This window comes from Mesorhizobium cantuariense (assembly GCF_042647205.1).
GTDB classification, from domain to species: Bacteria; Pseudomonadota; Alphaproteobacteria; order Rhizobiales; family Rhizobiaceae; genus Mesorhizobium; species Mesorhizobium cantuariense.
Genome location: NZ_JBHRVD010000001.1, coordinates 5,687,259 through 5,713,748, shown reverse-complemented (window position 1 = coordinate 5,713,748; position 26,490 = coordinate 5,687,259). Strand labels below are relative to the sequence as shown.

Genomic DNA, 26,490 nt, shown 5'->3' with positions numbered 1-26,490 from the left:
TCAGGCTCTTTCGAGTGCCGGGCTTTGAGGTTCCTCGCCATGGCCTTCGATCAGGCCTTTCCAGTAGCTCTCAGCCCCTTGCAGATGGGCGCTCATCAGCGCCTGGGCGAGATTGCCGTCGCGGCGCAGCAGCGCCTCATAGATCTGGATATGCTCGGCATGCGAGCGCACGTTGCGCTCGGGGTCGTTGAAATAGATCGGCAGGCGCTGCTCGCCCATCATGTAGTAGACGCTGCAGACATTGTGGAAGACGCTGTTCTTGGTGGCGCGCACGATCTCCAGGTGGAATTCGCGGTCTTCCCTGGCAAGGCCTTCGCCGGCGGCGATGCGCTCTTCCGAAGCTTTCAGGATTTCGCGCAGCCGCTCGAAATTCTCCTCGGTGGCGCGCGAACAAGCAAGTTCGGCCGCCTTGATCTCGTGGATCTTGCGCAGCTCGACCGTCTCGTAGATCTGGATCGGGTCGAGCGGCAGGCCCGCACGGGCAAAAAGCGCCATGGCTTCCACACTGGCCTGCTTGGTATCGATGTAGATGCCGGACTTGGCCCGGCGCTCGACGATACGCATGGCTTCGAGGATGGCGAGCGCCTCACGGATCTGGCCGCGGCTGACAGCGAAATGCTCCGCCAATTCGCGTTCCGACGGCGTTCGGCCGGTCTCCTTGTCTGAGTGGGAGAACAGGTAGGCGGCGAGTTCCGCGAGAAGGTTCTTTTCTTTCATTGTCAACCGCGTTGCGCGTGCGCCTCCAGGAACCGCTCCGAAATGGTGAATCCCAGACCCGGTTCTTCCGGGATCGCTATCATACCGTCCTTGGCTTCGACAGTCTCTTCGATCAGGTCATGGATCATCGGGTTGGCGCCGAGCGAATATTCGACGGTAAAACTCGACGGCGAGGCGGCGCAGACATGCAAGCCGGCGAAGAAGCAGGGTGCGCCGGCCCACAAATGCGGCGCGAAACGCAAATTGAAGGCGCTGGCGATGGTGCCGATCTTCATCGCCTCGCTGATGCCGCCGCAAAAGGCGGGATCCGGCTGGAAGATGTCGGCGGCTCTCAGCACCGCGAGGTCGCGGAAGGCATAGCGTGTCGCCTCGCTTTCACCGGTGGCGATCGGGACGGCACCTGACGCCCGCACTTCAGCCATGCCGGGCTTGTCGTCGGCGATGATAGGCTCCTCGAACCAGGCGAGGTCCAAATCGTTGACAAGGTGGATGAAGCGTTTGGCTTCGGCCACCGTATAGGTGCCGTGGGCGTCGACCATCAACTCGACATCGGGGCCGAGCGCCTGCCGTGCGGCGCGGACGCGGGCGGCGGAAATGTGTGCTGCGCCGTCCATGGCACCAACCCGCATCTTCAGTGCCTTGAAGCCGCCCTTGGCGATATAGGACTTCAACTGCTCGCCGATGACGTCGGCGGCGGCCCAACCGCCGGATGCGTAGGCCGGCATGCGATCGAGCTTGCGGCCGCCGAGCAACCGCCAGACCGGCACACCGAGTGATTTGCCCAGGATGTCCCATAGCGCGATGTCAACGGCGCTGATGGCGGCGATGCTCATGCCGCGCCGCGCCAGCTGCGGCATGGCGTGGCCGGCGCGCGCGGCGCTGTCGTGGCGCACGCCATTGTAGAGCATTTCCCAGATGACGCCGATATCGGCCGGATCGCGGCCGATCAGCTGCGGCCCGACCTCATGGTTCAGCATGTGGACGAGGGCGCCGTAGCTGCCGGCGCTGCCGGCGGCGTTCTTGCCTTCGCCCCAGCCGACCAGCCCGTCATCGGTCTCGATGCGCAGGATGGCGGCGTCGAAGGTCGTCACCTGGCCGAAGTCGCTGCGGTGTTGCCGAGCGGCTTCGATCGGGACGCGGACCCACCAGGCTTGGACGGTCTTGATGCGCATATTCTTCCCCAGCCCTACCGCCGTCTGACGGAAGGGCAAATTCCCAACAGGCAGTCGGCTACTTGATCAGCGCCAGCAACGTTTCGGCGTTGATGCGCATCTGGTCGGTGTAGAACTTTTCCGTGAGCACGCTGGAGCCGTGGTCCTGGATGAACTTCAGCTGTTCGGGTGAGATGTCGACCGGATTGCGCTCGACCATGTCGGGATAGGGGGCCGCCGGCGTCCGGTCTACGGGTGCTACGAATTCGTTGGTCAGCGCGCCGTCGTAGCCGATCTCCCGCAAGGTGGCGACGATCTTAGGCCAGTCGATCTGGCCAAGGCCGGCGGCAAAGCGGTTGTTGTCGGCGACGTGGAAATCGAACAGGCGCTTTCCGGCCTGCCGGATCGCGTCATAGACGTTAAATTCTTCCATGTGGATGTGGTAGGCATCGAGGCAGACGCCGCATTCGGGACTGACCGCGTCGGCCAGCGCCAGGGCCTGGGCGCCGCGATTGAACAGGTAGGTTTCGAAGCGATTGAGCGGCTCGACGGCAATCTTGACGCCGACCTTCTTGGCATGGGTGAAGCATTCACGGGTGGCGTCGACAACCCACTTCCATTCCTCTTCCTCGGTGCCGTCGGGCACCACCTTGCCGACCGTCGCCGGAACCAGCGTGATGATCTCGCCGTCGAGCTCGCTGACCATGGTCAGCACGTCCTTGACATACTGAACGGAGCGCTCGCGCTGGCCCTGGTTCTTGGCCGCAAGGTTGCGCTCGCCCAGCATCAGCGTCACCGCGCCCCAGCAGCGGATGCCATGCTCCTTCAGCAGCGCCCGCGTCTCCTTGGTCTTGTATTGTTCGGGCTCGCCGGAAATCTCGATCGACTCATAGCCGAATTTCTTGATGCGCTTGAGTGTCGTCTCCAACGGTTCCGCGCGCATCCAATTGTGCGTCGAAAGATGCATGGTCTGTCCTTCCCAACTCGTCTCTATGGTTCGCCTGCGACATGCATCGCCAAAAGGCGGCGCAAGGGTTCCTCCCCAAGGCATCCCCAGTCCTTTCTCGCAAACTGGTTCGACCAATTGGGCCTGAAGCGAGGTCTACAGCAAATTCTCCGGGACGGCAAGAAGCGCGGGAATGCGACTTTCTGTGCGAATTATTTCTTTGATTATATTGAGATATTTATCCTTATCTCGTGTGATCATGGGGCCATGATGACGCATCGCGAGGCTTGACCAAATTCGCATATTTGGTAATACCAGAATGGTGGCGCGTGCAAGCGCCCGTTGAGAAAAGACCAAAGTGGCTGGCCCTGCTTCCAATCGGCGCTATGCTCGGTCGCGAGAACAATGAGGGAGGATGCCGATGCCGACGACAATGAAGGGCCCTGGACTGTTTCTGGCGCAGTTCGCGGGCGATGCCGCGCCGTTCAACTCGCTGGCGTTGATCGCCAAATGGGCGGCCGGTATCGGCTACAAGGGCGTGCAGATCCCGACCTGGGACGCGCGCCTGTTCGATCTCAAGAAGGCAGCCTCCTCCAAGGCCTATTGCGACGAGGTGAAGGGCATCTGCGCTGACGCCGGCGTCGAGATCACCGAGCTGTCGACGCATCTGCAGGGGCAATTGGTGGCGGTGCATCCGGCCTATGACGCGCAGTTCGACGGCTTTGCGCCGGCTTCGGTACACAACAATCCGAAGGCGCGGCAGAAATGGGCGGTCGAGCAGATGACGTTCGGCGCCAAGGCGTCGAAGAACCTTGGCCTGAAGGCTTCGGTGTCCTTTTCCGGAGCACTAGCCTTTCCTTACCTCTACCCCTGGCCGCAGCGGCCGGCCGGGCTGATCGAGGAAGCCTTCGCCGAACTCGGCAAGCGCTGGAAGCCGATCCTCGATGTCTATGAGGACAATGGCGTCGATGTCGGCTACGAGATCCATCCCGGCGAGGACGTGTTCGACGGCGCCACCTTCGAGATGTTCCTCGATGCGGTCGGCGGCCACAAGCGCTGCAACATCAATTACGATCCGTCGCACTTCCTGCTGCAGCAGCTCGACTATCTCGAATTCATCGACATCTATCACGAGCGCATCAAGGCGTTCCACGTCAAGGACGCCGAGTTCAATCCGACCGGCCGGCAAGGCGTCTATTCCGGCTATCAGAGCTGGACCAACCGCGCCGGCCGCTTCCGTTCGCTGGGCGACGGGCAGGTGGATTTCGGCGGCATCTTCTCCAAGCTGACGCAGTACAATTATGATTCCTGGGCGGTGCTGGAGTGGGAGTGCTGCCTGAAGCATCCGGAGGATGGTGCGGCAGAGGGCGCACCATTCATCGAGCATCACATCATCCGGGTGACGGAAAAGGCATTCGACGATTTCGCCGGTGGCGCTACGGACAAGGAGGTGCTGCGCGGGATGATGGGGATTTAGCGAGCCTTTCCCCTCCCCCTCGAGGGGAGGGTTCATGCCGAGCTCTGCCTCTACGACCCCACCCGATCCGCTGCGCGGATCGACCTCCCCTCAAGGGGGAGGTGAACAACAGCGAGGAGAAAAACATGGTCGGCGCATCGAAGTCGGAAACGGGAGGCGGCCCGATCCGCTACGGCATGGTTGGCGGCGGGCAAGGCGCCTTCATCGGCGCGGTGCACCGGATCGCGGCGCGCCTGGACAATGATTTCGTGCTGGTCGCCGGCGCTTTGTCATCCGACCCGGCTCGTGCAAAGGCCTCGGCCGCCGAACTCGGCCTCGATCCGGACCGCAGCTATGCGTCCTATGCCGAGATGGCCAAGGCCGAGGCGAAGCGACCCGACGGCATCGAGGCGGTGGCCATCGTCACGCCGAACAATGTCCATGTACCGGCGGCAAAGGCATTCCTTGAGGCCGGCATCCACGTCATCTGCGACAAGCCGCTGGCAACGACGCTCGCCGAAGCCAGGAAGCTGGCGGCCGTGGTCGAGAAGACCGGCAAGGTGTTCGTGCTGACGCACAACTACACCGCCTATCCGATGGTGCGGCAGGCGCGCGAGATGGTCGCCAAGGGCGTGCTGGGCGACATCCGCATCGTCCAGTCCGAATATCCGCAGGACTGGCTGACCGAGGATCTGGCCGCCACCGGCCAGAAACAGGCGGCGTGGCGCGGCGATCCGAAACAGGCAGGCGCCGGCGGCGCGCTGGGCGATATCGGCACGCATGCCTATAATCTCGCCCGCTTCGTCTCCGGGCTGGAGCTGGACTCCCTTTCAGCCGACCTCGACGCCTTCGTGCCGGGACGGCTGCTCGATGACAACGTCAACGTCATGCTGCGCTTCAAGCCTGAGGGCAAGACGCATCCGGCCAAGGGCATGATCTGGGCAAGCCAGGTGGCGCCGGGTCACGAGAACGGGCTGAAGCTGCGCATCTATGGCTCGAAGGGCGGGCTGGAATGGGTGCAGGCCGACCCGAACTATCTCTGGTACATGCCGTTCGGCCAGCCGAAGCAGCTGATCACCCGCAACGGCGCCGGCGCGCTGCCGGTGGCGGGCCGTGTCAGCCGCGTGCCGTCGGGCCATCCCGAGGGCTATCTCGAAGGCTTCGCCAACATCTACCAGGAGGCCGCACGCGCGATCCGCGCGGCGCGCAGGAAGGGCGGCAAGCCGGCAAAGGACGTCGTCTTCCCGACCATCCAGGACGGCGTCGAGGGCATGGCCTTCATCGAGGCCTGCGTGAAGTCGTCGAAGAAGAATGGGGCGTGGACGAAGCTCTAAAAAAATCCGGGGGATCCAAGGGGAGGGGCGTCGATGAAAATCGGCATGTGCATGTTCTTGTGGACGACGGCCGTGTCGAAGAAACACGAGCCACTGCTGCGCGATATCAAGGCGACCGGCTTCGATGGCGTCGAGATACCGATCTTCGCCGGCACGCCCGACGATTATAAGAAGCTCGGCGAACTGCTCGACCGCATCGGGCTGGAGCGAACGGCTGTCTCGGCAATGGGCGATCCGGCGATGAACCTAATCGCGGCCGATGCGGCAACGCGCAAGGCCGGCGTCGACTACATGAAATGGGCTATCGACTGCGCCAATGCGCTTGACGCCAGCACGCTGAGCGGCCCGCTGCATTCGACGCTCGGCGCGTTTTCCGGTTCTGGGCCGACGGCTGCCGAGAAGAAGCGCTCGGTCGCCTCGCAACGCGCGATCGGCGACTATGCCGGCAAGAAGGGCGTCACCATCGGCCTCGAGGCGCTCAACCGCTTCGAATGCTATCTCCTCAACACGATGGCGGACCTCTCGGAGCATATCGACGTCATCGACCGGCCGCACATAAAGGCGATGTACGATACTTTCCATGCCAATATCGAGGAGGCCGACCCGATCGGCGCCTATACAAAACACCGCCGGAATGTCGTGCATATCCATATCTCTGAGAACGATCGCGGCGTGCCGGGGCGCGGCAACATTCCGTGGACAGAAACATTCTCGGCCATCCGCAAAAGCGGTTATGACGACTGGCTGACGATCGAGGCGTTCGGCCGTTCGCTGAAGGATTTGGCTGCGGCAACCAAGGTGTGGCGCGATTTTTCCGAGAGCCCGGAAGCGGTGTATCGAGACGGGTATAAGCATATCAGGAACGGGTGGAAGAGGGCGGTTTAGGCTCCCTGATCGGGCGATAGTCACGCGAAGAAGACCTGCGTCGGCGACCCTAGGCGCGAGGCGAGACGATGATGCGCCTAGACTAGTCCATTCGATTTGCGTTCGCGGCGGTTGCCAGGTGGTTCCCCCACTCCGTCTCGGCTTCGCCGAGCCACCTCTCCCCCCTCCGGAGGGAGAGGAAAGGAAGCGTGGTGGCGCGGGGAGAAGAAGAATGCCTCGGCCTTGGAGGACGGGTGCCGACTCGGACTGCCTTGCGCCCTTCCTCTGCCCCATCGATCGGGGGAGAGGTGTCGAGCGCAGCTCGACGGAGTGGGGGTCGACCTTTGGCGCCGAGCGAGACGATGCTTGCGCTTCTGCGCCACAAGGCTAACCCTGCTCGGCCTGGATCCTGTTGTAATCGTGGATTGTCCGGCTCAGCCGGCGGCGCAAGAAATTGGAAATGTTGTCGAAGATGAAGACGACCAGCAGGATCATCAGCACCATGTAGAAGACGTTGGCCCAGTTGGAGTTGGTGCGCATCGCTTCCCACAGCTTCAGGCCGATGCCACCGGCGCCGACAGCGCCGATGATGGTTGCGCCGCGGGTGTTGGATTCCCACTGGTAGAGCGTCTGGCTGATGAAGATGGGTATGACTTCCGGCATCACGCCATAGCGCTGCACCAGCAAGCCATTGGCGCCGGTCGACTTGATGCCTTCGCGTGGCTTGTCGTCGATGTTCTCGAGGCTTTCCGAATAGACTTTGCCGAGGGTGCCGATCTCGGTGAAGAAGATGGCGGCACTGCCTGCCAGTGGGCCGGGACCGAAAGCGCGGGTGAAGAACAGCGCCCAGATCAGCATGTCGATGGAGCGCATGAAGTCGAAGAAGCGCTTGAGCACCTGGTTGACCAGCCGGCTGGGCGTGATGTTGCGGGCGGCGAAGAAAGCGAGCGGGAAGGCGACGATGCCGCCCAGCATGGTGCCGAGAAAGGCCATGACGATGGTCTGCAAGAGTTTCGTCCAGACATCGCCATGTTGCCACTGGGCGTTGTTCCAGATGTTGTCGCCGGCCAGCGCCAGATTGGATGTGCCCGGCTTGAGTTCGGGTCCGGAGACGATCAGCGAGGCCACTTCGCTTGCCGACTTGCCGAAGAAAGGCGAGCGCGTGTCGAAGACGAAATTTGCCCAACCGAGGAAACGTTTGCGGACTTTGACCCGGTCCACGGTGACGCGCACCTCCCCGACAAAGCCCATCTTGGCGACGATCTCATCGTCATGCACGGTCACCCAGTCCGGCACCGGGCCCGAGATCACCGGCTTGCCGCTGGTCAGCGCCACCGGCACTGTCTGTCCATGAGCGACAATCGTCGCATAGGTCTTGTCGAACGTGACCGATTTGGCCTGGCCGTCGATCCGCACGGTGAAGGAACCGTCGGCGTTCTTGATTACCCAATCCGGATTTGGATTCTCGCCCAGCGCCGAGAAACGCGGATATTTGGGCGTAATCTCCGGCTGGTGGAGCCGGAATTCCGGTTGCAGATCGTAGCTGACCCATTGCGTCAGGAAGAGCGGCAGCCGTTCCCAATGCGATTCGCGCAACACCTGCGGCAGGCTGAAGAACCATAAGGCATAGACGAGATAGAGGAGCGTGCCGACGAACAGGAGCAGCGGACCGAAGCGCCTGTACGCCGGACGCCGGAACACGTGCGGGTAGCGTTCCTCGATCGCTTTGATTTCATCGACGGTCATGGCCATGGTCAGGTGGCGCTCATCAAAAAGGCCTGTTCGCCGACCAATTTGCGGCGCAGCCAGGCGGAGAACTGGTCGATGATGAAGATGGTCGTGAACAGCAGCAGCACCAGCGCCAGCGTCTTGGCGCCGAAGCCGCGCGAGATGGAGAGTTTCAACTCTTCACCGATGCCGCCGCCGCCGACGGCGCCGATGATGGTCGAGGCCCGGACATTGATCTCGATTCGCAGCAGCGTATAGGACATGAAGTTGGGCAGCACCTGCGGCAGGTCGGCGAAGCGCACCCGCTCGAACCAGTTGGCGCCGACCGCCGTCAAGCCTTCCTCGGCACGCATGTCGATGTTCTCGTTGATCTCGTAGAACAGCTTGCCGAGTGCGCCGATCGAATGCAGGCCGATGGCGATGATGGCGGCGATGGGACCGGTCGAGACGATTGCGGCGAAGAGGCCGGCAATGACGATTTCGGGAAAGGCGCGCAGCAATTCCATGAGGCGCTTGACGATGAGCCGCAGCACCGGGTGCGGCGTCAGATTGCGCGCCGCGATGAAAGAGAAGGGCACGGCGAAGACAAAGCCGATAAAGGTCGAGACCAGCGCCACATTCACCGTGGTCAGCATCAGCTCGAAATATTCGGGGATGTAGAGCCCGCCCCAGACATGAACGCGGCCGAGTGGGAAGTTGAATTCCTGGGTGCCGGTGTCATGGGGGGAGGCGATGTCGAACAGCGCGCGCCAGACGTCGTTCCAGTCCTTGGGAACCAGCCAGCTCAGGAAATCCAGGATATGGGGCAGACGGTCGAAGAAGTGCCCGGCATTGGCTTCGTCGGCAAACCACATGCTGGAAAACATCGCGACAAGCAGCAAGCCAACGCCGAGTGCTGTATAGAGCCGGCGCAGGGACGTCTGGCTTCGCCAGGCATCGGCCATCTGGTGGGTGGCGCCGGAGGGGGCTGTCACTGAAATGGTCATGATCGGAGATGCAGAAAGGGCGGTGCTGCTGCATCGGCCCGAAAATCGAAGTCCGATTTTCGGAAAGTCCGATGCGGCAATCCATGATGCTAAAGCGTACTTTGTGCGTCCAAGTGGACGCACGTCGCTTTAGTGAACACCGCCCTTCTGATTTCGCCGTTAGCCGCCGATGGCTGCCTTACGGGCCTCGACGATGACGTTGTAGAAGTCCGCCTTCACCGGGACGTAGCCGGTAAAGTCGCCGCCTTCGACGCCTTCGAAGCAAGCCTTGTCCTTGGTCGGCAAGGCGGTGAAGAAGGCGGCCAGCTTGGCGGTCATGTCGTCGCCGAGCGCGGTGCGCACGACCAGCGGGCCGTTCGGGATCAGGCCCGAGCGCCAGACTTCGACGAAGTCGTTGGGGTCGACTGCGCCCTTGGCGACTACCTTGTGGAAGCTGCCAGAGCTGAAGCCGTTCTTGAAGTCGCCGACGCCCGAGGAATCGTCTACCGCCACGTCGACCTTGCCGTCGCGCACGGCGAGGATGTTGTTCTCATGGCCGCCGTTGAACTGGGTCGAAGCGAAGAACGTCTCGTTCGAAGCGCCGGTGTCCTTCGGAATCTGGGTCAGCGGGATCAGATAGCCGGAGGTCGAATCCGGATCGGCATAGCCGAGTTTCTTGCCTTTGGCCGACTTGATGTCGGTGATGCCGGAGGACTTCAGTGCCAGGCCGATCGAATAATAGCCGGTGGCGCCGTCGGTCTGCTGGGTGGTGAGGATCGGGGTGACCGCCTTAGGGTCCTTGAGAACGACGCTGGCATAGCCGGAAGCGCCGAGTTCGGCGAAGTCGAGTGTGCCGCCGAGCAGACCCTGGATGACGCCGTCATAGTCGGCGGCGGGGAACAGCGAGACCTTTTCGAAGCCGAATTCGGCCTTCAGATGATCGGCGAGGCACTTGTAGTTGCGCAGCCGGTCGGTTTCGTTTTCACCGCCGAGAATGCCGACGCGAAATTCCTTCATGTCGGCGGAATGGGCCATGCTGGTCGCCATGGCGAGCACCGAAACGGCGCCAAAAACCATCTTCCTGAACATCTGTTATCTCTCCTGTAGGTTCCGGCCCCGCGCCGGCAGCGTTATCGATTTTGACAGGTGCCCTTGACGTGGGCTGGCGATCCCAACCGCTCTTTTTTGGTCCATGATCTCTGGACAAAACGGTTCCCGTTTGCCCGAGAAAACCGGTTTCCACTTTTCGGGATCATGGACTCAATATCCCGGGAATGCGGGCTCGAGCGGTCCGGCGGATGCGGCGATCTTTCGGCTGAAGGCAACGCTGGTCGAGGTGATGGCCTCGGAAATTTCGCCGCCATTGCTGTCGGCGCCATAGACGAGACGCACGGCCTCGCGGTTGAGCTCTTCCGGCGGGCCGTCGAAGACGACCTTGCCGGCGGCCATGCCGATGATGCGGTTGCAATAGGTGCGGGCGGTATCCAGCGTGTGCAGATTGGTGACGACGGTGATGCCTTCGCGCAAATTGATGTCCTGCAGCGAATCCATCACCACCTTGGCGTTGAGCGGGTCGAGCGAGGCGATCGGCTCGTCGGCGAGGATCACCTTGGGCTGCTGCATCATGGCACGGGCAATGGCGACGCGCTGCTGCTGGCCGCCCGACAGCGTGCCGGCCGGCTGCAGCGCGGTGCGGGCGATATCGAGCCGCTCGAGCGCGGCGACAGCTTCGGCGCACTCGGCGCGGGAAAACATGCCGAGAAGGTTGGACACGGTCGAACGGTGGTTCAATTTCCCGAGCAGCACATTGGTCAGCACGTCGAGGCGCGGCACCAGGTTGAACTGCTGGAAGATCATGGCGCAATCGCGTTGCCAGCGCCGCAGTGGCGAACCGCGCAGCTGGGAGACCTCGGCGCCGTTAAAAAAAATCGACCCCTGGCTGGGATCGATGAGACGATTGATCATGCGAAGAAGGGTCGATTTGCCAGCGCCCGAACGGCCGATGATGCCAACCATCTGACCCTGTGGGATCGCGATGTTGATATCGCTGACGGCGGTGTTCTTGCCAAATCGTCGGGTGACACCGCGGATTTCGAGCGTGGCAGAGGTTGCTGGCATGGGGGCAGGTTCCAGTCCGGACCATTGATCGTCAGGCTCTCGCCTAACGCAGCCACATGAACCTGCCGTGTCGCGGTGATGTCAGTTTTGTTACGCTCCACAGGTGTGGAGTTACGGTCGGCCCAGGACCAGCAGTTCCTCGAAGTGCTCCATGTCCCTGAAGCTGCAGAAGGCGGGCGCCTTGATTTCGATTACGGGAGCCTGCTGCTCGAAAAGTGCCAGGCAATCATCGAACCGGCCCCGCAATGCGGCGGCCCGATCATCCGCAAGACGCTGGACCTGGTAAGCGAAGGTGATGTGGAAGACGTAAGCGTCGTGATCGGCATGCCGGTAACCGAACGGCACGGCCAGTGCGTTACGCCAAGCCGCGTCCTGCGCCGGTGATGTGTCAGGGATATGAATGAAACAGGTTCGCCCATGACGATGATGTGATGGCTTATCCGCCGTATTTTTCCAGAAAAGCCTCAGCCTCAAGCGAACGAAAATCATCCAACGCGGCGCGCAGCCTTGCATGGTCCCAGTCCCACCAGGCAAGCGCCTGATAGCGTTCGGCGGTGCGGCGGTCGAAGCGCTCGCGGATCGGTTTGGCCGGCACACCGCCGACGATGGTGTAGGGCGCGACGTCCTTCGACACGACGGCGCCGGCGCCGACCGCTGCGCCATCGCCGACGGTGACGCCAGGCAGGATGGTCGAGCCATGGCCGAGCCAGGTGTCGTGGCCGATAGTGACCCGCCTGGCGCGGCGCTGGGCGAAGAACTCGCTCTCGTGCTCGGCGTCGTCCCAATAGTCCGAGGCGCGATAGGTGAAATGGTGCAGCGTAGGCCGCCAGGTCGGGTGGTTGGTGGCGTTGATGCGCACGCTGGCTGCAATGTTGGAAAACTTGCCGATCGTGGCGCACCAGACGGCGCAATCCTGCATCATGTAGGAATAGTCGCCGAGCTCGCTTTCCGACACCCGGCTGCGGTCGGCGATCTCGGTCCAGCGGCCGAGCGTCGAGTTCTGCACCTCCGCCGTCGGATGGACCAGCGGCGTCTCCGAGAGCTTCCTGGTCATGCGGCGATTTTTCCGGGAGCGAAAGCGGTGACGTCGATGACGCGGTCGGCAACCGCCTCGCGCACGTCGTGGTCATGGAAGATACCGAGCAGGGCGACATCAGCCGCCTTCTTGGCGGCGATGAGTTCGATCACGACATCGCGGTTCCTGGCATCGAGCGAGGCGGTCGGTTCGTCGAGCAGCAGGATCGGGTGCTCGGTGATGAAGCCGCGTGCGATGTTGACGCGCTGCTGCTCACCGCCGGAGAAGGTCGCAGGCGGCAATGCCCAGAGTTTCTCCGGCAGATTGAGCTGCGCCAGCAAGGCGCGTGCCTTGCCGCGGGCAATCTCGCGATCCTCGCCGCGCTCGACCAGCGGTTCGGCGACCACATCCAACGCCGAGACGCGCGGCACGGTGCGCAGGAACTGGCTGACATAGCCAATGGTCCGGCGGCGCACCGCAAGCACGGTGCGCGGGCTGGCGGTGGCGAGGTCGATCAGCCCGTCATCGTGCATAACGATGATCTGGCCTTCGTCGACGGCGTAGTTGCCGTAGAGCATCTTCAGGATCGAGCTCTTGCCGGCACCGGACGGGCCGCCGAGCACGGTGCATTCGCCGGCCCTGATCGAGAACGAGACACCGGCGATAACAGGCAGTTTGATGCCGTCGCGCAGATGCATGGTGAAGCTCTTGGCGACGTCGGAGACAACAAGCGGGGTTGGCATTAGAAGGCCCTCCGATCTTCAGTCGTTTGCGGGCCAGCACCCCCCTCTGCCTTGCCAGGCATCTCCCCCGCAAGGGGGGAGATTGGCAGCCTCTTCGCCTCGCTTTTTCTGCAACGTTGGAGAGTGGCGAAGCCGGGAGTGACATCCAATCTCCCCCCTTGCGGGGGAGATGGCCGGCAGGCCAGAGGGGGGTGTACAAGCGCCATCGTCAAACCTGCAGAATCGAGGAAACAAGCAATTGCGTATAAGGCGCTCGCGGATCATCGAGCACGCGGTCAGTAAGGCCGCTTTCAACGACACGGCCGTCCTTCATCACCATCATGCGCTGCGACAACAGCCGCGCCACGGCAAGGTCGTGGGTGACGACGATGGCCGCCAGACCAAGATCGGTGACCAGACCGCGCAGCAGGTCGAGCAGGCGGGCCTGCACCGAGACGTCGAGGCCGCCTGTCGGCTCATCCATGAACACCAGCCGTGGCCCGGTGACGAGGTTGCGGGCGATCTGCAGGCGCTGGCGCATTCCGCCGGAAAAGGCGCGGGGCTCGTCGTCGATGCGGTCCTCGTCGATCTCGACGCGCGACAGCCAGTCAACGGCGGTGGCGCGGATCTTGCCGTAGTGGCGGTCGCCGACAGCCATCAGCCGCTCGCCGACATTGGCACCGGCCGACACCGTCATGCGCAGGCCGTCGGCCGGGTTCTGATGGACAAAACCCCAGTCGGTGCGCATCAGGAAGCGGCGCTCGGCCTCGCTCATGCGATAGAGCTCGCGGAACTGGCCGTCACGCATGCGGTAGCTGGCGGTGCCGGAACTGGGCAGCAGCCGTGTCGACAGGCAGTTGAGCAGCGTCGTCTTGCCCGAGCCGGACTCGCCGACGACAGCCAGGACTTCGCCCGGCCACAGGTCGAAGGAGACGTTGTCGCAGCCAACGCGCGAGCCGTAGAATTTGGAGAGCGCCGAGACGCGCAGCAGCGGTTCGTCGGTCATTGCGCCGGCTCCCTGTTTCCTGGGGCAAGATGGGTTTCCGGGGCAAGATGGCCGCGGTGGCCGTCTTCACGCCGCTTCTCGCAGTGGTCGGTGTCGGAGCAGACGAACATGTGGCCGCCATGGTCGTCGAGGATGACCTCGTCGAGATAGACGTTCTCGGCGGCGCACAGCGCGCAGGGCTGGTCGAAGGTCTGGACCTCGAACGGATGATCCTCGAAGTCGAGGCTGACCACTTCGGTGAAGGGCGGCACAGCATAGATTCGCTTTTCGCGGCCGGCACCGAACAATTGCAGGGCCGGTGAGCGGTGCATCTTGGGATTGTCGAATTTCGGCGTCGGCGACGGGTCCATGACGTAACGGCCCTCGACCTTGACCGGATAGGCATAGGTGGTGGCGATGCGACCGTGCTTGGCGATGTCCTCGTAGAGCTTGACATGCATGAGGCCGTATTCCTCCAGCGCATGCATCTTGCGCGTCTCGGTCTCGCGCGGTTCGAGGAAGCGCAAGGGTTCGGGGATCGGCACCTGGTAGACAAGCACCTGGCCCGCCGTCAGCGGATGCTCGGGGATACGATGGCGGGTCTGGATGATGGTGGCGCTGGCGGTATCGGTCGTCACCGCGACATTGGCGACCTTCTTGAAGAAGGCACGGATCGAGACCGCGTTGGTGGTGTCGTCGGCGCCCTGGTCGATGACCTTCAGCACATCGTCGGGGCCGATGATCGAGGCGGTGACCTGGACGCCGCCGGTGCCCCAGCCATAAGGCATTGGCATTTCGCGCGAGGCGAACGGCACCTGATAGCCGGGGATAGCGATGCCCTTGAGGATCGCCCGGCGGATCATCCGCTTGGTCTGCTCGTCGAGATAGGCGAAGTTGTAGGTGGCAATGTCGGTCATGGTGCGACTTCCAGTCCCTTGGCATAACGTGCCAGCCGCTCAGTGAGCGTGCCGGTGTGCAGTTCGAACATGTGGTTGTCGTCGTCGTAGAAATAGATCGAGCGGCCTTCGCCCTCGACGCGCGGACGCGGCGGGCGCATTTCCAGCCCAAGCTTGCCGACGCGCTCGGCGTAGCGGTCGAAATCGGCGTCATCGATCTTGAAGGCGATGTGGTTGTAGCTGCGCTCCGGTAGTGGCTCGCCCTCCATGATTGCGACCCAGATGTCGCCGATCAGGAAGAATTTTTCGCGCGACAGCGAGAACTGCCTGGCGTCGCTGGCATAGACCTCGCGCGCGTCGAATACGCTCTCGAGGATCTTGGTCATCCGGTCGAGGTCGCGGACGATGAAAGTCATGTGGGACAGGCCTTCGATCATTCCGCGGCTTCCCGCTTCTCTTCGACCTTCGCTGGGTTTTCGCGGGCGTCATACTCGGCGCGCATGCGGCGCACGAGGTCGAGTTCGGCCTGGAAGTCGACATAGTGCGGCAGCTTCAAATGCTCGACGAAGCCGGTCGCCTGGACATTGTCGGAATGCGAGATGACGAACTCCTCGTCCTGGGCGGCGGCAACGACATCCTCGCCAAGCTCCGAGGCGCGCAGCGCCCGGTCGCAGAGCGCCATCGCCATCGCCTTGCGCTCGCTCTGGCCGAAGACCAGCCCGTAGCCGCGGGTGAATTGCGGCGGCGCCTTGGCTGAGCCCTTGAACTGGTTGACCATCTGGCACTCGGTGACCCGCACGGTGCCGAGCGGCACAGCGAAGGGCAGTTCCGGCACGTCGAGTTCGAGCTCGACCTCACCGATGCGGATCTCGCCGACGAAGGGATGGTTGCGGGCATAGCCACGTTGCGTGGAATAACCGAGCGCCAGCAGGAAACCCTCGTCGCCGCGCGATAGCGCCTGCAGGCGGATGTCGCGCGCCATCGGGAATTCCAGCGGCTCGCGGGTGATGTCGCCGGGGACATGGTCCTGCGGCATGTCGCCATCGGGTTCGATGAGGCCTTCGCGAGCTAGGATCGCCGAGACGCGCGGCATGGCTTGCGCTTCCGTCTCGCGCAGCAAGGGCTCGGCGACATCGACCCCCGCGGCAAGCTCGGGATCGAGCAGCCGGTGGGTGTAGTCGAAGGTGGGCCCAAGCAGCTGGCCGCCGGGCAGGTCCTTGTAGGTCGCCGACACACGCCGCTCGACCAGCATGTTGGCGGTGTCGATCGGCTTGGTGTAGCCGAAGCGCGGCAGCGTCGTGCGATAGGCACGCACCAGGAAGATCGCCTCGATCATGTCGCCGCGTGCCTGGACGATGGCAAGTGCGGCCAGTTCCCGGTCGTAGAGCGAGCCTTCGCTCATCACCCGGTCGACGCCGAGCGCCAGCTGCTCGACGATCTGGTCGAGGCGAAGTGCCGGCACGGTACGGTCGCCCCGCCGGCGATCGGCAAGCAGGCTATGAGCGTTGGCAATGGCCGCTTCGCCACCTTTTACCGCGACATACATCTTACGCCTCCATCGTCTTGATGCGCGTCGTGCGCGGCAGGCAGGCAATGCCATCAGCGGTGGCGAGGATGATGTCGACGCCACGGGGAAAACGCTTGATATTCTGCTTCCACTGCTCGACGAAATGGCGCGGCATCTGCGCCGGCGCGATCGTGGCGCTGGTTTCGATGCCGGGGCCTGCGAGCAACAACGGCGTGCCGGAGACGAGATCGCTGATTTGCAGGATCAGCGTCGTCGAACGGTCGGGATAGTCCTGCGTGCCTTGCGAAAAACCATCGAGCGCCATCATCTCGGCGGGTGCTGCGATCAGCGCGAAATGTGCATCGGCCGGCGTGTTGGCCAATGGCGCGCCGGTGTGGAAACCAAGCCAGGATTTGATTGCAGTGGAAGCTTGCAGAGCCGGGTCGAGCCAGAGCGGCGTGTCGTTGTCGCACAGCGCCAGCGCGATGGCACCGGCAGTTGCCGAGAGCGGCGCCGGCGGTCGGGCGAAGGCTGGCAGCGGCTGTACACTGCCTGGCCGCGCCATCGCGTCCATGACCGCGCGGAACACGGTCTGGGCGTCGAAGACAGGATCGGCGAAACCGCCCTCGATCGATTGCGCTGCGATGTCCATCAGTCTTCTCCGCGAACCATGGTGAAGAAATCCACCTTCGTTGCCGCCGTCTCGGCGCGGCGTTTTTCATGCGCTTTGGTCAGGGCCGACCGCAGAGGCGCTATCAGCCCGGTCTCGACCTTGGCGCGGCGGGCAGGGTCCTGCCATAGTGCGTCGGCGATGGCCGCCAGCCTCGCCTTCTGCTTGTCGCGGCCAAGCGCATAGCAATGGCCGACCTGTCCGGACGGCAGCCGGACCGTGGCACGGGTAACGGTCGCCTCACCGACATTGAAGGGCGCGCCGCCACCACCGATGCGGCCGCGCAGGGTGACAAGGCCGGTCTCGGGGCCGCGTAGCAGTTCAGCGTCCGAAGGCAGTCCGGCCTCGTTCCAGAGCCGCACGATGTCATCGCCGCTGGATTGCGCCAGGGTTGCCATGGCGGCCTTGCGCTCGGCCTGGTCGCGGGCTTCCTGTCCTCGCATAAGCAATCGTCCTCTTTGCTAAATTTGTCTATTGATATAGACAACTATACAAATTATACCTATTATCTAGCGCGAGTCCATGACGGGTGGATGACAGGCAGTAGAAGACTGGGCGCTAGAAAGGTGGGGGCAATCAATGGTCGGGCGGCTGGCAGCGGACAGCATCGAGCGGCGCAGCGGCGTTTCACTGTGGCGGCAGATCGCCGACAAGATCCTGCATGCGATCGCCATCGGCGATTTCGCCGAGAACGCCGCGCTGCCGCCGGAGGTGGCACTGGCCGAGCGCTATGGCGTCAATCGCCACACGGTGCGCAGCGCCATATCAGCCCTTGTGCAGGAAGGCGTGCTGCGAGCCGAGCAGGGGCGCGGCACCTTCGTGCTGTCGCGCAAGCGGTTGTCCTATCCGATCGGCGCGCGCACACGCTTTTCGACAGGCTTGCAGGGGCAGACGACGGAAAGGCACATCGTCCTGCTCGCCTCGTCGGTCGAGCCGGCCAGCCAGCGCGTCGCCGAGGGCCTTGGCCTTGCCAGGGGAGCTGAGGTGATCCGTCTGGAAACGCGCGGCGAAGCCGATGGACGGCCGGTGTCGCGTGCTGCCGGCTGGTTCGATGCCAGGCGCTTTGCCGGCATCGATGCCGCGATGGCTGAGACCGGTTCGATCACAGCCTCGCTGGCGCGGTTCGGCATTGACGACTATCTCAGGCAATCGACCGTGCTGTCGGCGCGCCATGCCGATGCGGCTGACCTTGCCGACCTCGACCTGCAGCCGGGCGCCATCGTGCTGGTCACGGTCGCCGTCAACGTCACGCCGGACGGCCAGCCGATCCAGTTTTCGGAGTCGCGGTTCCCGGCCGAACGGGTGGAGCTGAAGCTGTCGGCGCTGTAGGTTGTGCCGGCCTAATACGAGACCGTGATTTGTCTGACTCACGCTGATACCAGACCAGCTCGGTCGCGCTCACTTGTCAGCGGCTTGGCGTTTGAGGACCGCCTTCGACCTGCGCGGGGCGTCGTCAATTCGGGCCGGGTTCACCGTCTGCCATGTTATGACCCCACCTCTATCACAGCCTTGATCAGGCCGGACTTCTCATGCGCCCAGCGAGCGAGATCGCGCGGCGTGCCGGAGAGCGTGGTGCGGTGGGTGACGAGCTTGGCCAGCGGCACGGCGCCGTTGCGGATCGAGGCGGCGACATGGTCGAAGTCGGCGCGCAGCGCGTTGCGGCTGCCGATCAGCGTCATCTCGCGTTTGTGGAATTCCGGATCGGAAAAGCTGATGTCGTCCTTGACGACGGAGACCAGCACCAGCGTTCCGCCATGCGCGACATGCGCGAAGGCCGACTGCACCGACTGGGTGTTGCCGGTGGCGTCGAAGACCACATCGAAGCCTTCGCCTGATGTCGCTTCCCTGACCAGATCGGGCACCGCGCTGCGCGAGCCGTCGAGGATCTGGAAACCAAGCTCGTTCGCAGCAAAGGCGAGCCTTTCGCTGCTCATGTCGAGCAGCGTCACGTCGAGCCCGGCAATGCGGGCGAAGATGGCGGTGCCGAGCCCGATCGGGCCGGCGCCGATGACCAGCGTGCGGGCGCCGGGATCGGCGCGTGAGCGCCGCACGGCATGCGCGCCGATGGCCAGGAACTCGACAGCAGCGGCGTCGGCCAGCGACAGGCCGTTGGCCGGATAGAGATTTTGCGCCGGCACCAGGATCCGTTCGCACATGGCGCCGTCGCGATGCACGCCGAGGACCTCGATTCTGACGCAGCAATTCGGCTTGCCGTGCCGGCAGGCGATGCATTTGCCGCAGGAAAGATAGGGGTTGATGACGACCGGTTCGCCAACGGCCAGTTCGACGCCTTCGCCGGTCTCCACCACGATACCCGATACTTCATGGCCCATGATGCGGGGATAGGCGAGGAACGGATGCTTGCCCTCGAAGATGTGGTAGTCGGTGCCGCAGATGCCGACATGGCTGACCGCCACCAGCGCCCAGCCGGCGGGTGGCGCGCCGGGCGCGGGACGGTCTTCCAGGACAAGGTCGCCGGGCGAGCGGCAGACGACGGCTTTCATGCTTCAATCCAGTCTGTGAAATCGCCGGCCCGGCAGTGATGTCGGGCCGGCGATTGATTGTGGGGTTGGCTCACTTGCCGCGGCGGCGTAGCCCGTCGAAATAGACGATGATGATGATCAGCGCGCCGGTGATGATGCGCTGCCAGAACGAGTTGACGTTGAGCAGATTGGCGCCGTTGTTGATGGTGGCCAGGATGAAGGCGCCGAGCAGCGGTCCGTGCACCGAGCCGACGGCGCCGAACAGCGAGGTGCCGCCGATGACCGACGAGGCGATCGCCTGCAGTTCCCAGCCCTCGGCCTGGGTCGGGTTGCCGATGCCGATGCGGGCGGCCAGCAACACGCCGACGAAGGCCGCGCACAGGCCGGATAGCGTGTAGGCCATGTAGATGGTGCGCTGGACATTGACGCCGGACAGGCGCGACGCCTCGGCATTGGAGCCGACCGAGAACAGATACCGGCCCCAGCGACTGTGATGCAGGAAGATATAGGCCGGAATGCCGACCAGGATCACCATCCAGAACAAATTGGGGATGCCGATGAAGGAATTGCGCGAGAACGCGGTGAAGGTGTCGCTGTTGATGTTGATCGAATTGCCGTTGGTCATCAAAAGGCCGATGCCGCGCAGCGAGGTCAGCGTCGCCAATGTGATGATGAAGGGCGGCAGGCCCATCTTGACGATGCCGAAGCCGTGGAACATGCCGATGGCAACACCGACCAGCAGCGTCACCAGGATGGCTAGCCAGATGGGGAAGCCGGCGTTGATCATCATGGCGACGACGACGGTGGCGAAGCCGACCACGGCGCCGACCGACAGGTCGATGCCGCCAGTGATGATGACGAAGGTCTGACCGACCGCCATGATGGCGATCATCGAGCCCTGGCGCAGAAGATTGGCCATGTTGTTGCCGGAGGCGAAGCTTGGTGTCGCCACGGAAAGCACGATCCACAGCAGCACCAGCAGCGCCAAAAGCGTCAGCCCAAATAGGACGTTATAGTTGCGCTTCGGTTTTTCGACAGCAATCGCCTCGGTGCTCATATCTGTCCTCCCAGCTTTTCTTGTTTCTCGGCGAGCGCCTGCGTGAGAATGTCCTCGTGGCTGGCGGCGCGGAAACCGTGCGTCGCCACCAGTTTGCCGCGCCGGAACACATGCAGCGTGTCGGCGAGTTCATAGACTTCCGGCAGATAGGACGAGATCAGGATGATGCCGGCGCCTTTAGACAGCAGCGCGCCGAACAGGCGGTAGATCTCGGCCTTGGTGCCGACATCGACGCCGACCGTCGGCTCGTCGAAGATGAACAGCTTGGCGCCGTGGGCCAGCCATTTGCCGATGACGATCTTCTGCTGGTTGCCGCCCGACAGGCTGGATGCCAGCGCGCCACGCGTTGGCGTCTTGATGCGCAGATCGGCGATCTGGCGATCGGCTTGCGTTTTCTCCTGCGCGCTCGAAATTAGCAGATTGTTCGAAATGCGCTTGTAGATCGGCAGGTTAAGGTTGAGGCCGACCGGCAGGTTGAGGCAGAGGCCCTGGTCGCGGCGGCTTTCCGGCGCCAGCGCCATGCCGAGCTTGATCGCGTCATGCTCGGACTTGACCTGAACATCCTTGCCTTCCCAGAGGATCTGGCCGGCAGACTTGCGGTGGCGGCCGTAAAGCGTGGTGACGAACTCGCTGCGCCCGGCGCCGATCAGGCCGTAGAGTCCGACGATCTCGCCGGCGCGAACTGTCATCGAAACATTCTCGAAGCCCTTGCCGGACAGGTTTCTTGCCTCGATGATCGCGGCACCCGGTGTGAAATGCTCCTTGTGATAAACCTGCTCGATCGAGCGGTTGATCATCATCTTGACCAGCTCGGCATCGTTGGTCTCGGCGATGTTGCGGGTGCCGACCAGCGTGCCGTCGCGCAGCACGGAAACACGGTCGGCGAGTTCGAACACCTCCTCCATGCGATGGCTGATGTAGATGATCGTCACGCCTTCGCCTTTCAGCCGGCGGATCAGGGTGAAGAGCTGGTCGGCCTCCTTGCGGGTGAGGTAGGCGGTCGGCTCGTCGAAGATCAGGAACTTGGTGCCGCGCACGGTGGCGCGGGCCGCTGCGATCAGCTGTTGCTGGCCGATGGTCAGGTCGCCAAGCGTGACATGCGCCGGCAGGTCGAAGCCGAGGTCGTCGATGATCTTCTGCGCTTGCCTGACCATGGCGCGCTGCTGCAGGATGCCGAAGCGAGAGTTTTCCTCGCCGAGGAACATGTTGGCGGCGACCGTCAGATGACGGCAGAGCACGACTTCCTGATGCACGGCATTGATGCCGAGCGCCATCGCCTCATGCGGTGTCGCGAGCGCTGCCGGCTGGCCTTCCCAGATAACCTCGCCGGAGGTGCGCGGCATGACGCCGGTCAAAAGCTTGATGAGCGTGGATTTGCCGGCGCCGTTCTCGCCGACGATGGCGTGGATCTCGCCGGACTTGAAAGCAAGATTGACCGGCTTCAGCGCGTGGGTGCCGGGATAGCGCTTCTCCAGCCCGCGCAATTCGAGGATGGTGCGCCCTGGTTCCAGCACGGGTGCCGGATGCAGTTCCTGCGCCGTCGAAATCATGACAATCCTCCCAGATTGGCCGCACGATTGGCACGTGGCGAGGCAAGGATATGCCTCGAAAACAGCCTAGCTTAAGCTTGTGGATTGCCAAGCCGTTTGTGCCGGCAGCTTATGTCTCCGGGGCGCGGCGCCCCGGAGACGATTGCGGATGCGACGGCTTAGAGCTTCGGGTTGAGCAACGCGTCGATCTTGGGGTCCTTCATGTTGTCCTTGGTCACCAGATTGGCGCCGGTGTCGACATTGGCCTCGACCTTTTCGCCCTTCGAGGCAGCGAGCGCGGTCTTGATGCCGTCATAGCCCATCCGGTAGGGATCCTGGACGACGAGGGCGGAAATGACGCCGTCGTTGAGGAACTTGATCAGCTTCTCGTCGCTGTCGAAACCAACCAGCGCCAGCTTGCCGCCAAGGCTGTTTTCGGCGACAGCCTGACCGACGCCCTGCGCCATGATCAGGTTGGAGGCGAAGATACCCTTGAGGTTCGGGTTGGCGGTGATCAGGTCGGTGGCGATGTTGAGGCCGGTGGTGGCCTGGCCGTCGGCATATTTGTCGGCGACCAGCTTGAGGCCCGGATATTTGGCGGCCAGCTGTTCGGTGAACCCCTGCTTGCGCTGTTCGAGCGAGCCGGCGCCCGGTGCGTTGGTGATCAGGGCGACGTCACCCTCGATCTTGCCGCCGTTGGCGGCACCGATGGCGGCTGCGAGGCCATCGGCAGCGACGCGGCCGCCCTGCACGTTGTCGGTGGTCAGGAACGAGGTGAAGGCCTTGGAGTCGGCGCCGGAGTCGATGCCAATAATTTTGACCTTGGCAGCGGCTTCATCGATCGGCTTGCCAAGCGCCTTGAACTCGGTGGGCGCAATGACGATGGCCGCCGGGTTGCTGGCAACGGCATTCTCGAGGATCGAGACCTGGCCGTTGACGTCGGTTTCAGCCTGGGCACCGAGTTCCGGCACGTTGACGCCGAGATCCTTGCCGGCCTTGCGGGCGCCGGCCAGAACGATCTGCCAGTAGAACGACGTGGTGTCCTTGACAATGATCGGAATGGTCACGTCCGCCGCCGAAACCGGCGCCGAATGCATGACGCCGGCGAGCATCGAAGCTGCTGCCAGCGCCATGACTGCGCGGCGGTTGAGAATGCTGGTCACGAATTTCATGAGGTTCCTCCCTAAGTCGCCCGGTGAACGTTACGGAAGCTCCGTCTGGATAGGCGTGCGCCAAACAGAACTTTATCAATAAAAAACAGTTGCCATGTTTTGATAGTGCATCGATCCAGCCGATGCAAGCGGTGTTTCACGCCAGTTCTGCCGAGGTCTGGCAGGAGCAGATCCACCGCGCTGCTCCTCCCTTGCCGCCGTCAAACGCTCCGTTTCCGTTCCGTGATTGTATGGAATATTAATTCCACACATTCGTCAATATGGAATGTTCATTCTTTTATGGGATCGCAAGAATGTGAAACCCGGATCACCGTTCACCGCGGGGTGGATGCGCGTTTCACGCCAGCTCCTGCACCAGCGTATAGGGGCGATATCTGGCGTATTCTGTCTCCGGCACGTCGATGTCGAGCAGTTCGAGGTTGCGCGTCAGATTTGCCAGCTTGGCGGTGCCGGTCAGCACGGTGGCGACCGCGGGTTCATGCAAGGGGAACTGGAACGCGGCGGCCGCCAGCGGATAGCCGCCCTCGGCAGCGATCCGTTCCATCGCTCCGACGCGGTCGAGCACGTCATGGCTGGCAGGGCGATAATCGAAATGCGCGCCTTGCACCGGCCCGGTCGCCAGGATGCCGGAGTTGAACACGCCGCCGATGACCAGGGACGTCTGTTGCGACCGGCATAACGGCAGCAACTCCGCTTCGGCGCTGCGGTCGAGCAGGGAATAGCGGCTGGCAAGCAGGATGCAGTCGAGCGGCGCCTCACGCATCACGTCGAGACAGATCTGCACCTCGTTGACGCCGAGCCCATAAGCGGAAATGACGCCGGACCGTTTCAACTCTTCGAGCGCCTTGAGACCGCCATCCATCAGCTCGCGAAAGTGCAGCTTGGTCTTCTCGACACCGTGTGTGTAGACGCCGATGTCGTGGACGAACAGGATGTCGATCTTGTTGAGGCCAAGCCGCGCATAGCTGAACTCGACCGACCGCATGATGCCGTCATAGGAATAGTCGTAGTCGAGCCCGAAGGGCAGTGGATCGACATAGGAATGATCGGGAACCTGGTCGTCGGGCACCGGGCGGAACAACCGGCCGACCTTGGTGGATAGCACATAGGAATCGCGCGGCTTGTAGCGCAGGAAGTCGCCGAAGCGTCGTTCCGACAAGCCGAAGCCATAGAAGGGTGCGGTGTCGAAATAGCGCAGGCCGGCTTCCCAGGCGCCCTGCAGCGTCTCCATCGCCGCTTCGCGCGAACAGGCGCGGTAGAGACCGCCAAGTGCCGCGCCGCCAAAGCTGACCTCGGTGACCTCCAGAGCGGTCTTGCCGACGCGGCGTTTTTTCATGCAAACCTCCCCGGTGCCAGCCGTTGCTCGACTCGGCAATCTACTCGATATCAGTACAATCTAATCTAACAGGCTGTTGAAAAACTGTTTTGTTCACGGAACGTATCAGAATCAGACCAAGCACAAATCAGAGTCAAACCGGGTATCTCCGATCCTTTTTCAACAGCCTGCTAAAGCGTTGCGCCAAGATGCCAGGGCACGAACTCGTTGTCGCCATAGCCGAAATCCTCGCTCTTGGTCTTGCGGCCGGAAGCCGTCTCGACGATCAGTTCGAAGATCTCGCGGCCCATGCCGGCGATGGTTTTTTCGCCCGAGGCGATGACGCCGCAATTGACGTCCATGTCCTCTTCCATCTGGTGATACATGGTCGAGTTGGTGGCGACCTTGATCGACGGCGTCGGACGGCAGCCGAAGCAGGAGCCGCGGCCGGTGGTGAAGACGATGACGTTGGCGCCGCCCGCCACCTGGCCGGTGGCCGAGACCGGGTCGTAGCCGGGCGTGTCCATGAACACCAATCCGCTGCCTGTGACTTTTTCGGCGTAGCCGAAGACACCGTTGAGCGGCGTCTGGCCGCCCTTGGCGACCGCGCCGAGCGATTTCTCCAGGATGGTGGTCAGGCCGCCGCGCTTGTTGCCGGGCGAAGGGTTGTTGTCGATCGAGGCGCCGTGCTTGGCGACATGGTCCTCCCACCATTTCACGAAGCCGTCGAGCTTCTGCGCGATCTCCGGCGTTGCCGCGCGGTAGGCGAGCAGATGTTCGGCGCCGTAAATTTCCGTGGTCTCGGAGAGGATGCCGATGCCGCCAACGCCGGCCAGGATGTCGACGGCAGCGCCGAGCGCCGGATTGGCTGTAATGCCCGACATGCCGTCGGAGCCGCCGCATTGCAGGCCGACGACGATCTCGCTGACCGGGATCGGCTCACGTTTCAATTGACCGACTTCCTCGGCGATTTCGGCCAGCACCAGCATCGCCTTTTCCACCGATTTGCGTGAACCGCCGGCGTCCTGGATGTTGAAATGGCGTTTGCCGGCAGCGACGCCCTTCTGGCCGTAGAGCGTGAGCTGGTTGACCTCGCAGCCAAGGCCGACCATCAGCACGCCGCCGAAATTCGGATGGCGGGCATAGCCCGCAAGCGTGCGGTGCAGCACCATCATGCCGTCGCCGGTGCCGCTCATGCCGCAGCCCTGGCCGTGGACGATCGGCACGAAGCCGTCGATGCCGGGATATTTCGGCAGCAGCGTCCGGTTGGCGGTGTCAGCGATGGAATGGCAGACGGTGGCCGAGCAATTGACGCTGGCGACGATGCCGATGAAGTTGCGGGTCCCGGCGCGGCCGTCGGCGCGGCGATAGCCCATGAAGGTGCGGGCGCGGTCGGCCTCTGTCGCGTGCTCGGCCTCGCTCGGCGGCACGACCGGCAAGCGGCCGGATTCGAAAACCAGATTGTGCGAATGAACGTGCTCGCCCGCTGCAATATCCTGTGTCGCGCGACCGATCGCCTGGGCGTATTTGACCACGGCCTCGCCGGCGGCGATCGGCTTGATCGCCACCTTGTGCCCGGGCTCGATCAGCGCACTGGCGACGGCACCGCCCGGCAGCGCGGTGCCGATCTCGATGCGGCCGTTGGCGACTGCGACATTGTCGGCAGGGGACAGAAGAATGCAGTTGGAGGCGTTCACGGGCGGTTTCCTGGGTGATCCTGGGTTGCGCGGACGGATTGACACGCGTCTGTTTAGAGATAATGTCTTTTATCGTGAAAAAACAGTTTTGCGTCAATTGTTTTTTCGTGGGGAGTTCCGCATGTCCTTGGTTGTTCCGGGAAGCGATTTCGCTTCTCAGGGC

General features: G+C 63.0%; 26 protein-coding genes. 5 read left to right on the top strand and 21 right to left on the bottom strand.

Going from position 1 to position 26,490, the window contains the following annotated elements; translation table 11 throughout:
- Genes ACFOJ9_RS27860 through ACFOJ9_RS27850 form a run of 3 tightly spaced genes read right to left on the bottom strand, consistent with a single transcriptional unit; the run spans nt 1 to nt 2,835 of the window.
- Nucleotides 1–717: a FadR/GntR family transcriptional regulator gene (locus ACFOJ9_RS27860; protein ID WP_378983501.1), complete on the bottom strand. Its 717-nt coding sequence runs from the start codon at nt 715–717 to the stop codon at nt 1–3.
- A gap of 2 nt (nt 718–719) precedes the next feature.
- Nucleotides 720–1,889, bottom strand: a complete 1,170-nt coding sequence (locus ACFOJ9_RS27855; protein WP_378983498.1) for a mandelate racemase/muconate lactonizing enzyme family protein — start codon at nt 1,887–1,889, stop codon at nt 720–722.
- Nucleotides 1,890–1,947: 58 nt separating this feature from the next.
- The gene (locus ACFOJ9_RS27850; RefSeq protein ID WP_378983496.1) at nt 1,948–2,835 is read right to left on the bottom strand and encodes a sugar phosphate isomerase/epimerase family protein; all 888 of its coding nucleotides are present in this window, start codon (nt 2,833–2,835) and stop codon (nt 1,948–1,950) included.
- A 400-nt stretch (nt 2,836–3,235) separates the two neighbouring features.
- On the opposite strand from ACFOJ9_RS27850, the gene ACFOJ9_RS27845 reads away from it, so the two are divergent.
- The 3 genes from ACFOJ9_RS27845 (at nt 3,236) to ACFOJ9_RS27835 (ending at nt 6,489) form a co-directional block, all read left to right on the top strand.
- A complete protein-coding gene (locus ACFOJ9_RS27845; RefSeq protein WP_378983493.1) occupies nt 3,236–4,291 on the top strand; it encodes a sugar phosphate isomerase/epimerase family protein in 1,056 nt (351 codons plus the stop codon).
- 125 nt (nt 4,292–4,416) lie between these two features.
- Nucleotides 4,417–5,604 (top strand): Gfo/Idh/MocA family protein, encoded by a 1,188-nt coding sequence (locus ACFOJ9_RS27840; protein WP_378983490.1) that lies wholly within the window; start codon nt 4,417–4,419, stop codon nt 5,602–5,604.
- A 33-nt stretch (nt 5,605–5,637) separates the two neighbouring features.
- Nucleotides 5,638–6,489 (top strand): sugar phosphate isomerase/epimerase family protein, encoded by an 852-nt coding sequence (locus ACFOJ9_RS27835; RefSeq protein WP_378983488.1) that lies wholly within the window; start codon nt 5,638–5,640, stop codon nt 6,487–6,489.
- A gap of 366 nt (nt 6,490–6,855) precedes the next feature.
- On the opposite strand, the gene phnE (ACFOJ9_RS27830) is transcribed toward ACFOJ9_RS27835, so the two are convergent.
- The 4 genes from phnE (ACFOJ9_RS27830) to phnC form a co-directional block, all read right to left on the bottom strand.
- The gene (gene phnE, locus ACFOJ9_RS27830; RefSeq protein WP_378983485.1) at nt 6,856–8,220 is read right to left on the bottom strand and encodes a phosphonate ABC transporter, permease protein PhnE; all 1,365 of its coding nucleotides are present in this window, start codon (nt 8,218–8,220) and stop codon (nt 6,856–6,858) included.
- Between the two features lie 2 nt (nt 8,221–8,222).
- Entirely contained in the window at nt 8,223–9,182 is a 960-nt protein-coding gene (gene phnE, locus ACFOJ9_RS27825; protein ID WP_378983482.1) for a phosphonate ABC transporter, permease protein PhnE, read from the bottom strand.
- 159 nt (nt 9,183–9,341) lie between these two features.
- Nucleotides 9,342–10,250: a phosphonate ABC transporter substrate-binding protein gene (phnD, locus tag ACFOJ9_RS27820; RefSeq protein ID WP_378983478.1), complete on the bottom strand. Its 909-nt coding sequence runs from the start codon at nt 10,248–10,250 to the stop codon at nt 9,342–9,344.
- Between the two features lie 171 nt (nt 10,251–10,421).
- A complete protein-coding gene (gene phnC / locus ACFOJ9_RS27815) occupies nt 10,422–11,279 on the bottom strand; it encodes a phosphonate ABC transporter ATP-binding protein (RefSeq protein WP_378983475.1) in 858 nt (285 codons plus the stop codon).
- A gap of 78 nt (nt 11,280–11,357) precedes the next feature.
- Here phnC and ACFOJ9_RS27810 point away from each other — a divergent pair, with 78 nt between their 5' ends.
- Complete coding sequence (locus ACFOJ9_RS27810; protein WP_378983472.1) at nt 11,358–11,663, top strand: hypothetical protein; 306 nt, start codon at nt 11,358–11,360, stop codon at nt 11,661–11,663.
- Nucleotides 11,664–11,715: 52 nt separating this feature from the next.
- Here ACFOJ9_RS27810 and ACFOJ9_RS27805 read toward each other — a convergent pair whose 3' ends face one another.
- The 8 genes from ACFOJ9_RS27805 to phnG form a co-directional block, all read right to left on the bottom strand.
- Nucleotides 11,716–12,333, bottom strand: a complete 618-nt coding sequence (locus ACFOJ9_RS27805; RefSeq protein ID WP_378983469.1) for a DapH/DapD/GlmU-related protein — start codon at nt 12,331–12,333, stop codon at nt 11,716–11,718.
- Nucleotides 12,330–13,037 (bottom strand): phosphonate C-P lyase system protein PhnL, encoded by a 708-nt coding sequence (gene phnL / locus ACFOJ9_RS27800; RefSeq protein WP_378983467.1) that lies wholly within the window; start codon nt 13,035–13,037, stop codon nt 12,330–12,332. Before phnL ends, ACFOJ9_RS27805 begins: the two co-directional genes overlap by 4 nt.
- Before the next feature lie 208 nt (nt 13,038–13,245).
- A complete protein-coding gene (gene phnK / locus ACFOJ9_RS27795; protein WP_023760811.1) occupies nt 13,246–14,022 on the bottom strand; it encodes a phosphonate C-P lyase system protein PhnK in 777 nt (258 codons plus the stop codon).
- Nucleotides 14,019–14,918 (bottom strand): alpha-D-ribose 1-methylphosphonate 5-phosphate C-P-lyase PhnJ, encoded by a 900-nt coding sequence (locus ACFOJ9_RS27790; RefSeq protein WP_378983464.1) that lies wholly within the window; start codon nt 14,916–14,918, stop codon nt 14,019–14,021. Before ACFOJ9_RS27790 ends, phnK begins: the two co-directional genes overlap by 4 nt.
- The gene (gene fosX, locus ACFOJ9_RS27785; protein ID WP_378983461.1) at nt 14,915–15,334 is read right to left on the bottom strand and encodes a FosX/FosE/FosI family fosfomycin resistance hydrolase; all 420 of its coding nucleotides are present in this window, start codon (nt 15,332–15,334) and stop codon (nt 14,915–14,917) included. Before fosX ends, ACFOJ9_RS27790 begins: the two co-directional genes overlap by 4 nt.
- On the bottom strand, nt 15,331–16,443 hold the full coding sequence (locus tag ACFOJ9_RS27780) for a carbon-phosphorus lyase complex subunit PhnI (protein ID WP_378983459.1): 1,113 nt from the start codon (nt 16,441–16,443) through the stop codon (nt 15,331–15,333). The genes fosX and ACFOJ9_RS27780 overlap by 4 nt, the downstream gene beginning before the upstream one ends.
- 1 nt (nt 16,444) lies before the next feature.
- Complete coding sequence (gene phnH / locus ACFOJ9_RS27775) at nt 16,445–17,056, bottom strand: phosphonate C-P lyase system protein PhnH (RefSeq protein ID WP_378983457.1); 612 nt, start codon at nt 17,054–17,056, stop codon at nt 16,445–16,447.
- Nucleotides 17,056–17,517 (bottom strand): phosphonate C-P lyase system protein PhnG, encoded by a 462-nt coding sequence (gene phnG / locus ACFOJ9_RS27770; protein WP_378983455.1) that lies wholly within the window; start codon nt 17,515–17,517, stop codon nt 17,056–17,058. Before phnG ends, phnH begins: the two co-directional genes overlap by 1 nt.
- Before the next feature lie 136 nt (nt 17,518–17,653).
- On the opposite strand from phnG, the gene phnF reads away from it, so the two are divergent.
- The gene (gene phnF, locus ACFOJ9_RS27765) at nt 17,654–18,403 is read left to right on the top strand and encodes a phosphonate metabolism transcriptional regulator PhnF (protein ID WP_378983452.1); all 750 of its coding nucleotides are present in this window, start codon (nt 17,654–17,656) and stop codon (nt 18,401–18,403) included.
- Between the two features lie 155 nt (nt 18,404–18,558).
- Here the strand turns inward: phnF and ACFOJ9_RS27760 are convergent, their stop codons facing one another.
- The 6 genes from ACFOJ9_RS27760 to ACFOJ9_RS27735 form a co-directional block, all read right to left on the bottom strand.
- A complete protein-coding gene (locus ACFOJ9_RS27760) occupies nt 18,559–19,578 on the bottom strand; it encodes a zinc-binding alcohol dehydrogenase family protein (protein ID WP_378983449.1) in 1,020 nt (339 codons plus the stop codon).
- Nucleotides 19,579–19,648: 70 nt separating this feature from the next.
- Nucleotides 19,649–20,614 (bottom strand): ABC transporter permease, encoded by a 966-nt coding sequence (locus ACFOJ9_RS27755; RefSeq protein WP_378983446.1) that lies wholly within the window; start codon nt 20,612–20,614, stop codon nt 19,649–19,651.
- Complete coding sequence (locus tag ACFOJ9_RS27750; protein WP_378983444.1) at nt 20,611–22,164, bottom strand: sugar ABC transporter ATP-binding protein; 1,554 nt, start codon at nt 22,162–22,164, stop codon at nt 20,611–20,613. Before ACFOJ9_RS27750 ends, ACFOJ9_RS27755 begins: the two co-directional genes overlap by 4 nt.
- 158 nt (nt 22,165–22,322) lie before the next feature.
- Nucleotides 22,323–23,315: an ABC transporter substrate-binding protein gene (locus ACFOJ9_RS27745; RefSeq protein ID WP_378983442.1), complete on the bottom strand. Its 993-nt coding sequence runs from the start codon at nt 23,313–23,315 to the stop codon at nt 22,323–22,325.
- A gap of 337 nt (nt 23,316–23,652) precedes the next feature.
- A complete protein-coding gene (locus ACFOJ9_RS27740; protein ID WP_378983440.1) occupies nt 23,653–24,651 on the bottom strand; it encodes an aldo/keto reductase in 999 nt (332 codons plus the stop codon).
- Between the two features lie 170 nt (nt 24,652–24,821).
- On the bottom strand, nt 24,822–26,327 hold the full coding sequence (locus ACFOJ9_RS27735; RefSeq protein WP_378983438.1) for a UxaA family hydrolase: 1,506 nt from the start codon (nt 26,325–26,327) through the stop codon (nt 24,822–24,824).
- Nucleotides 26,328–26,490: the final 163 nt, after the last annotated feature.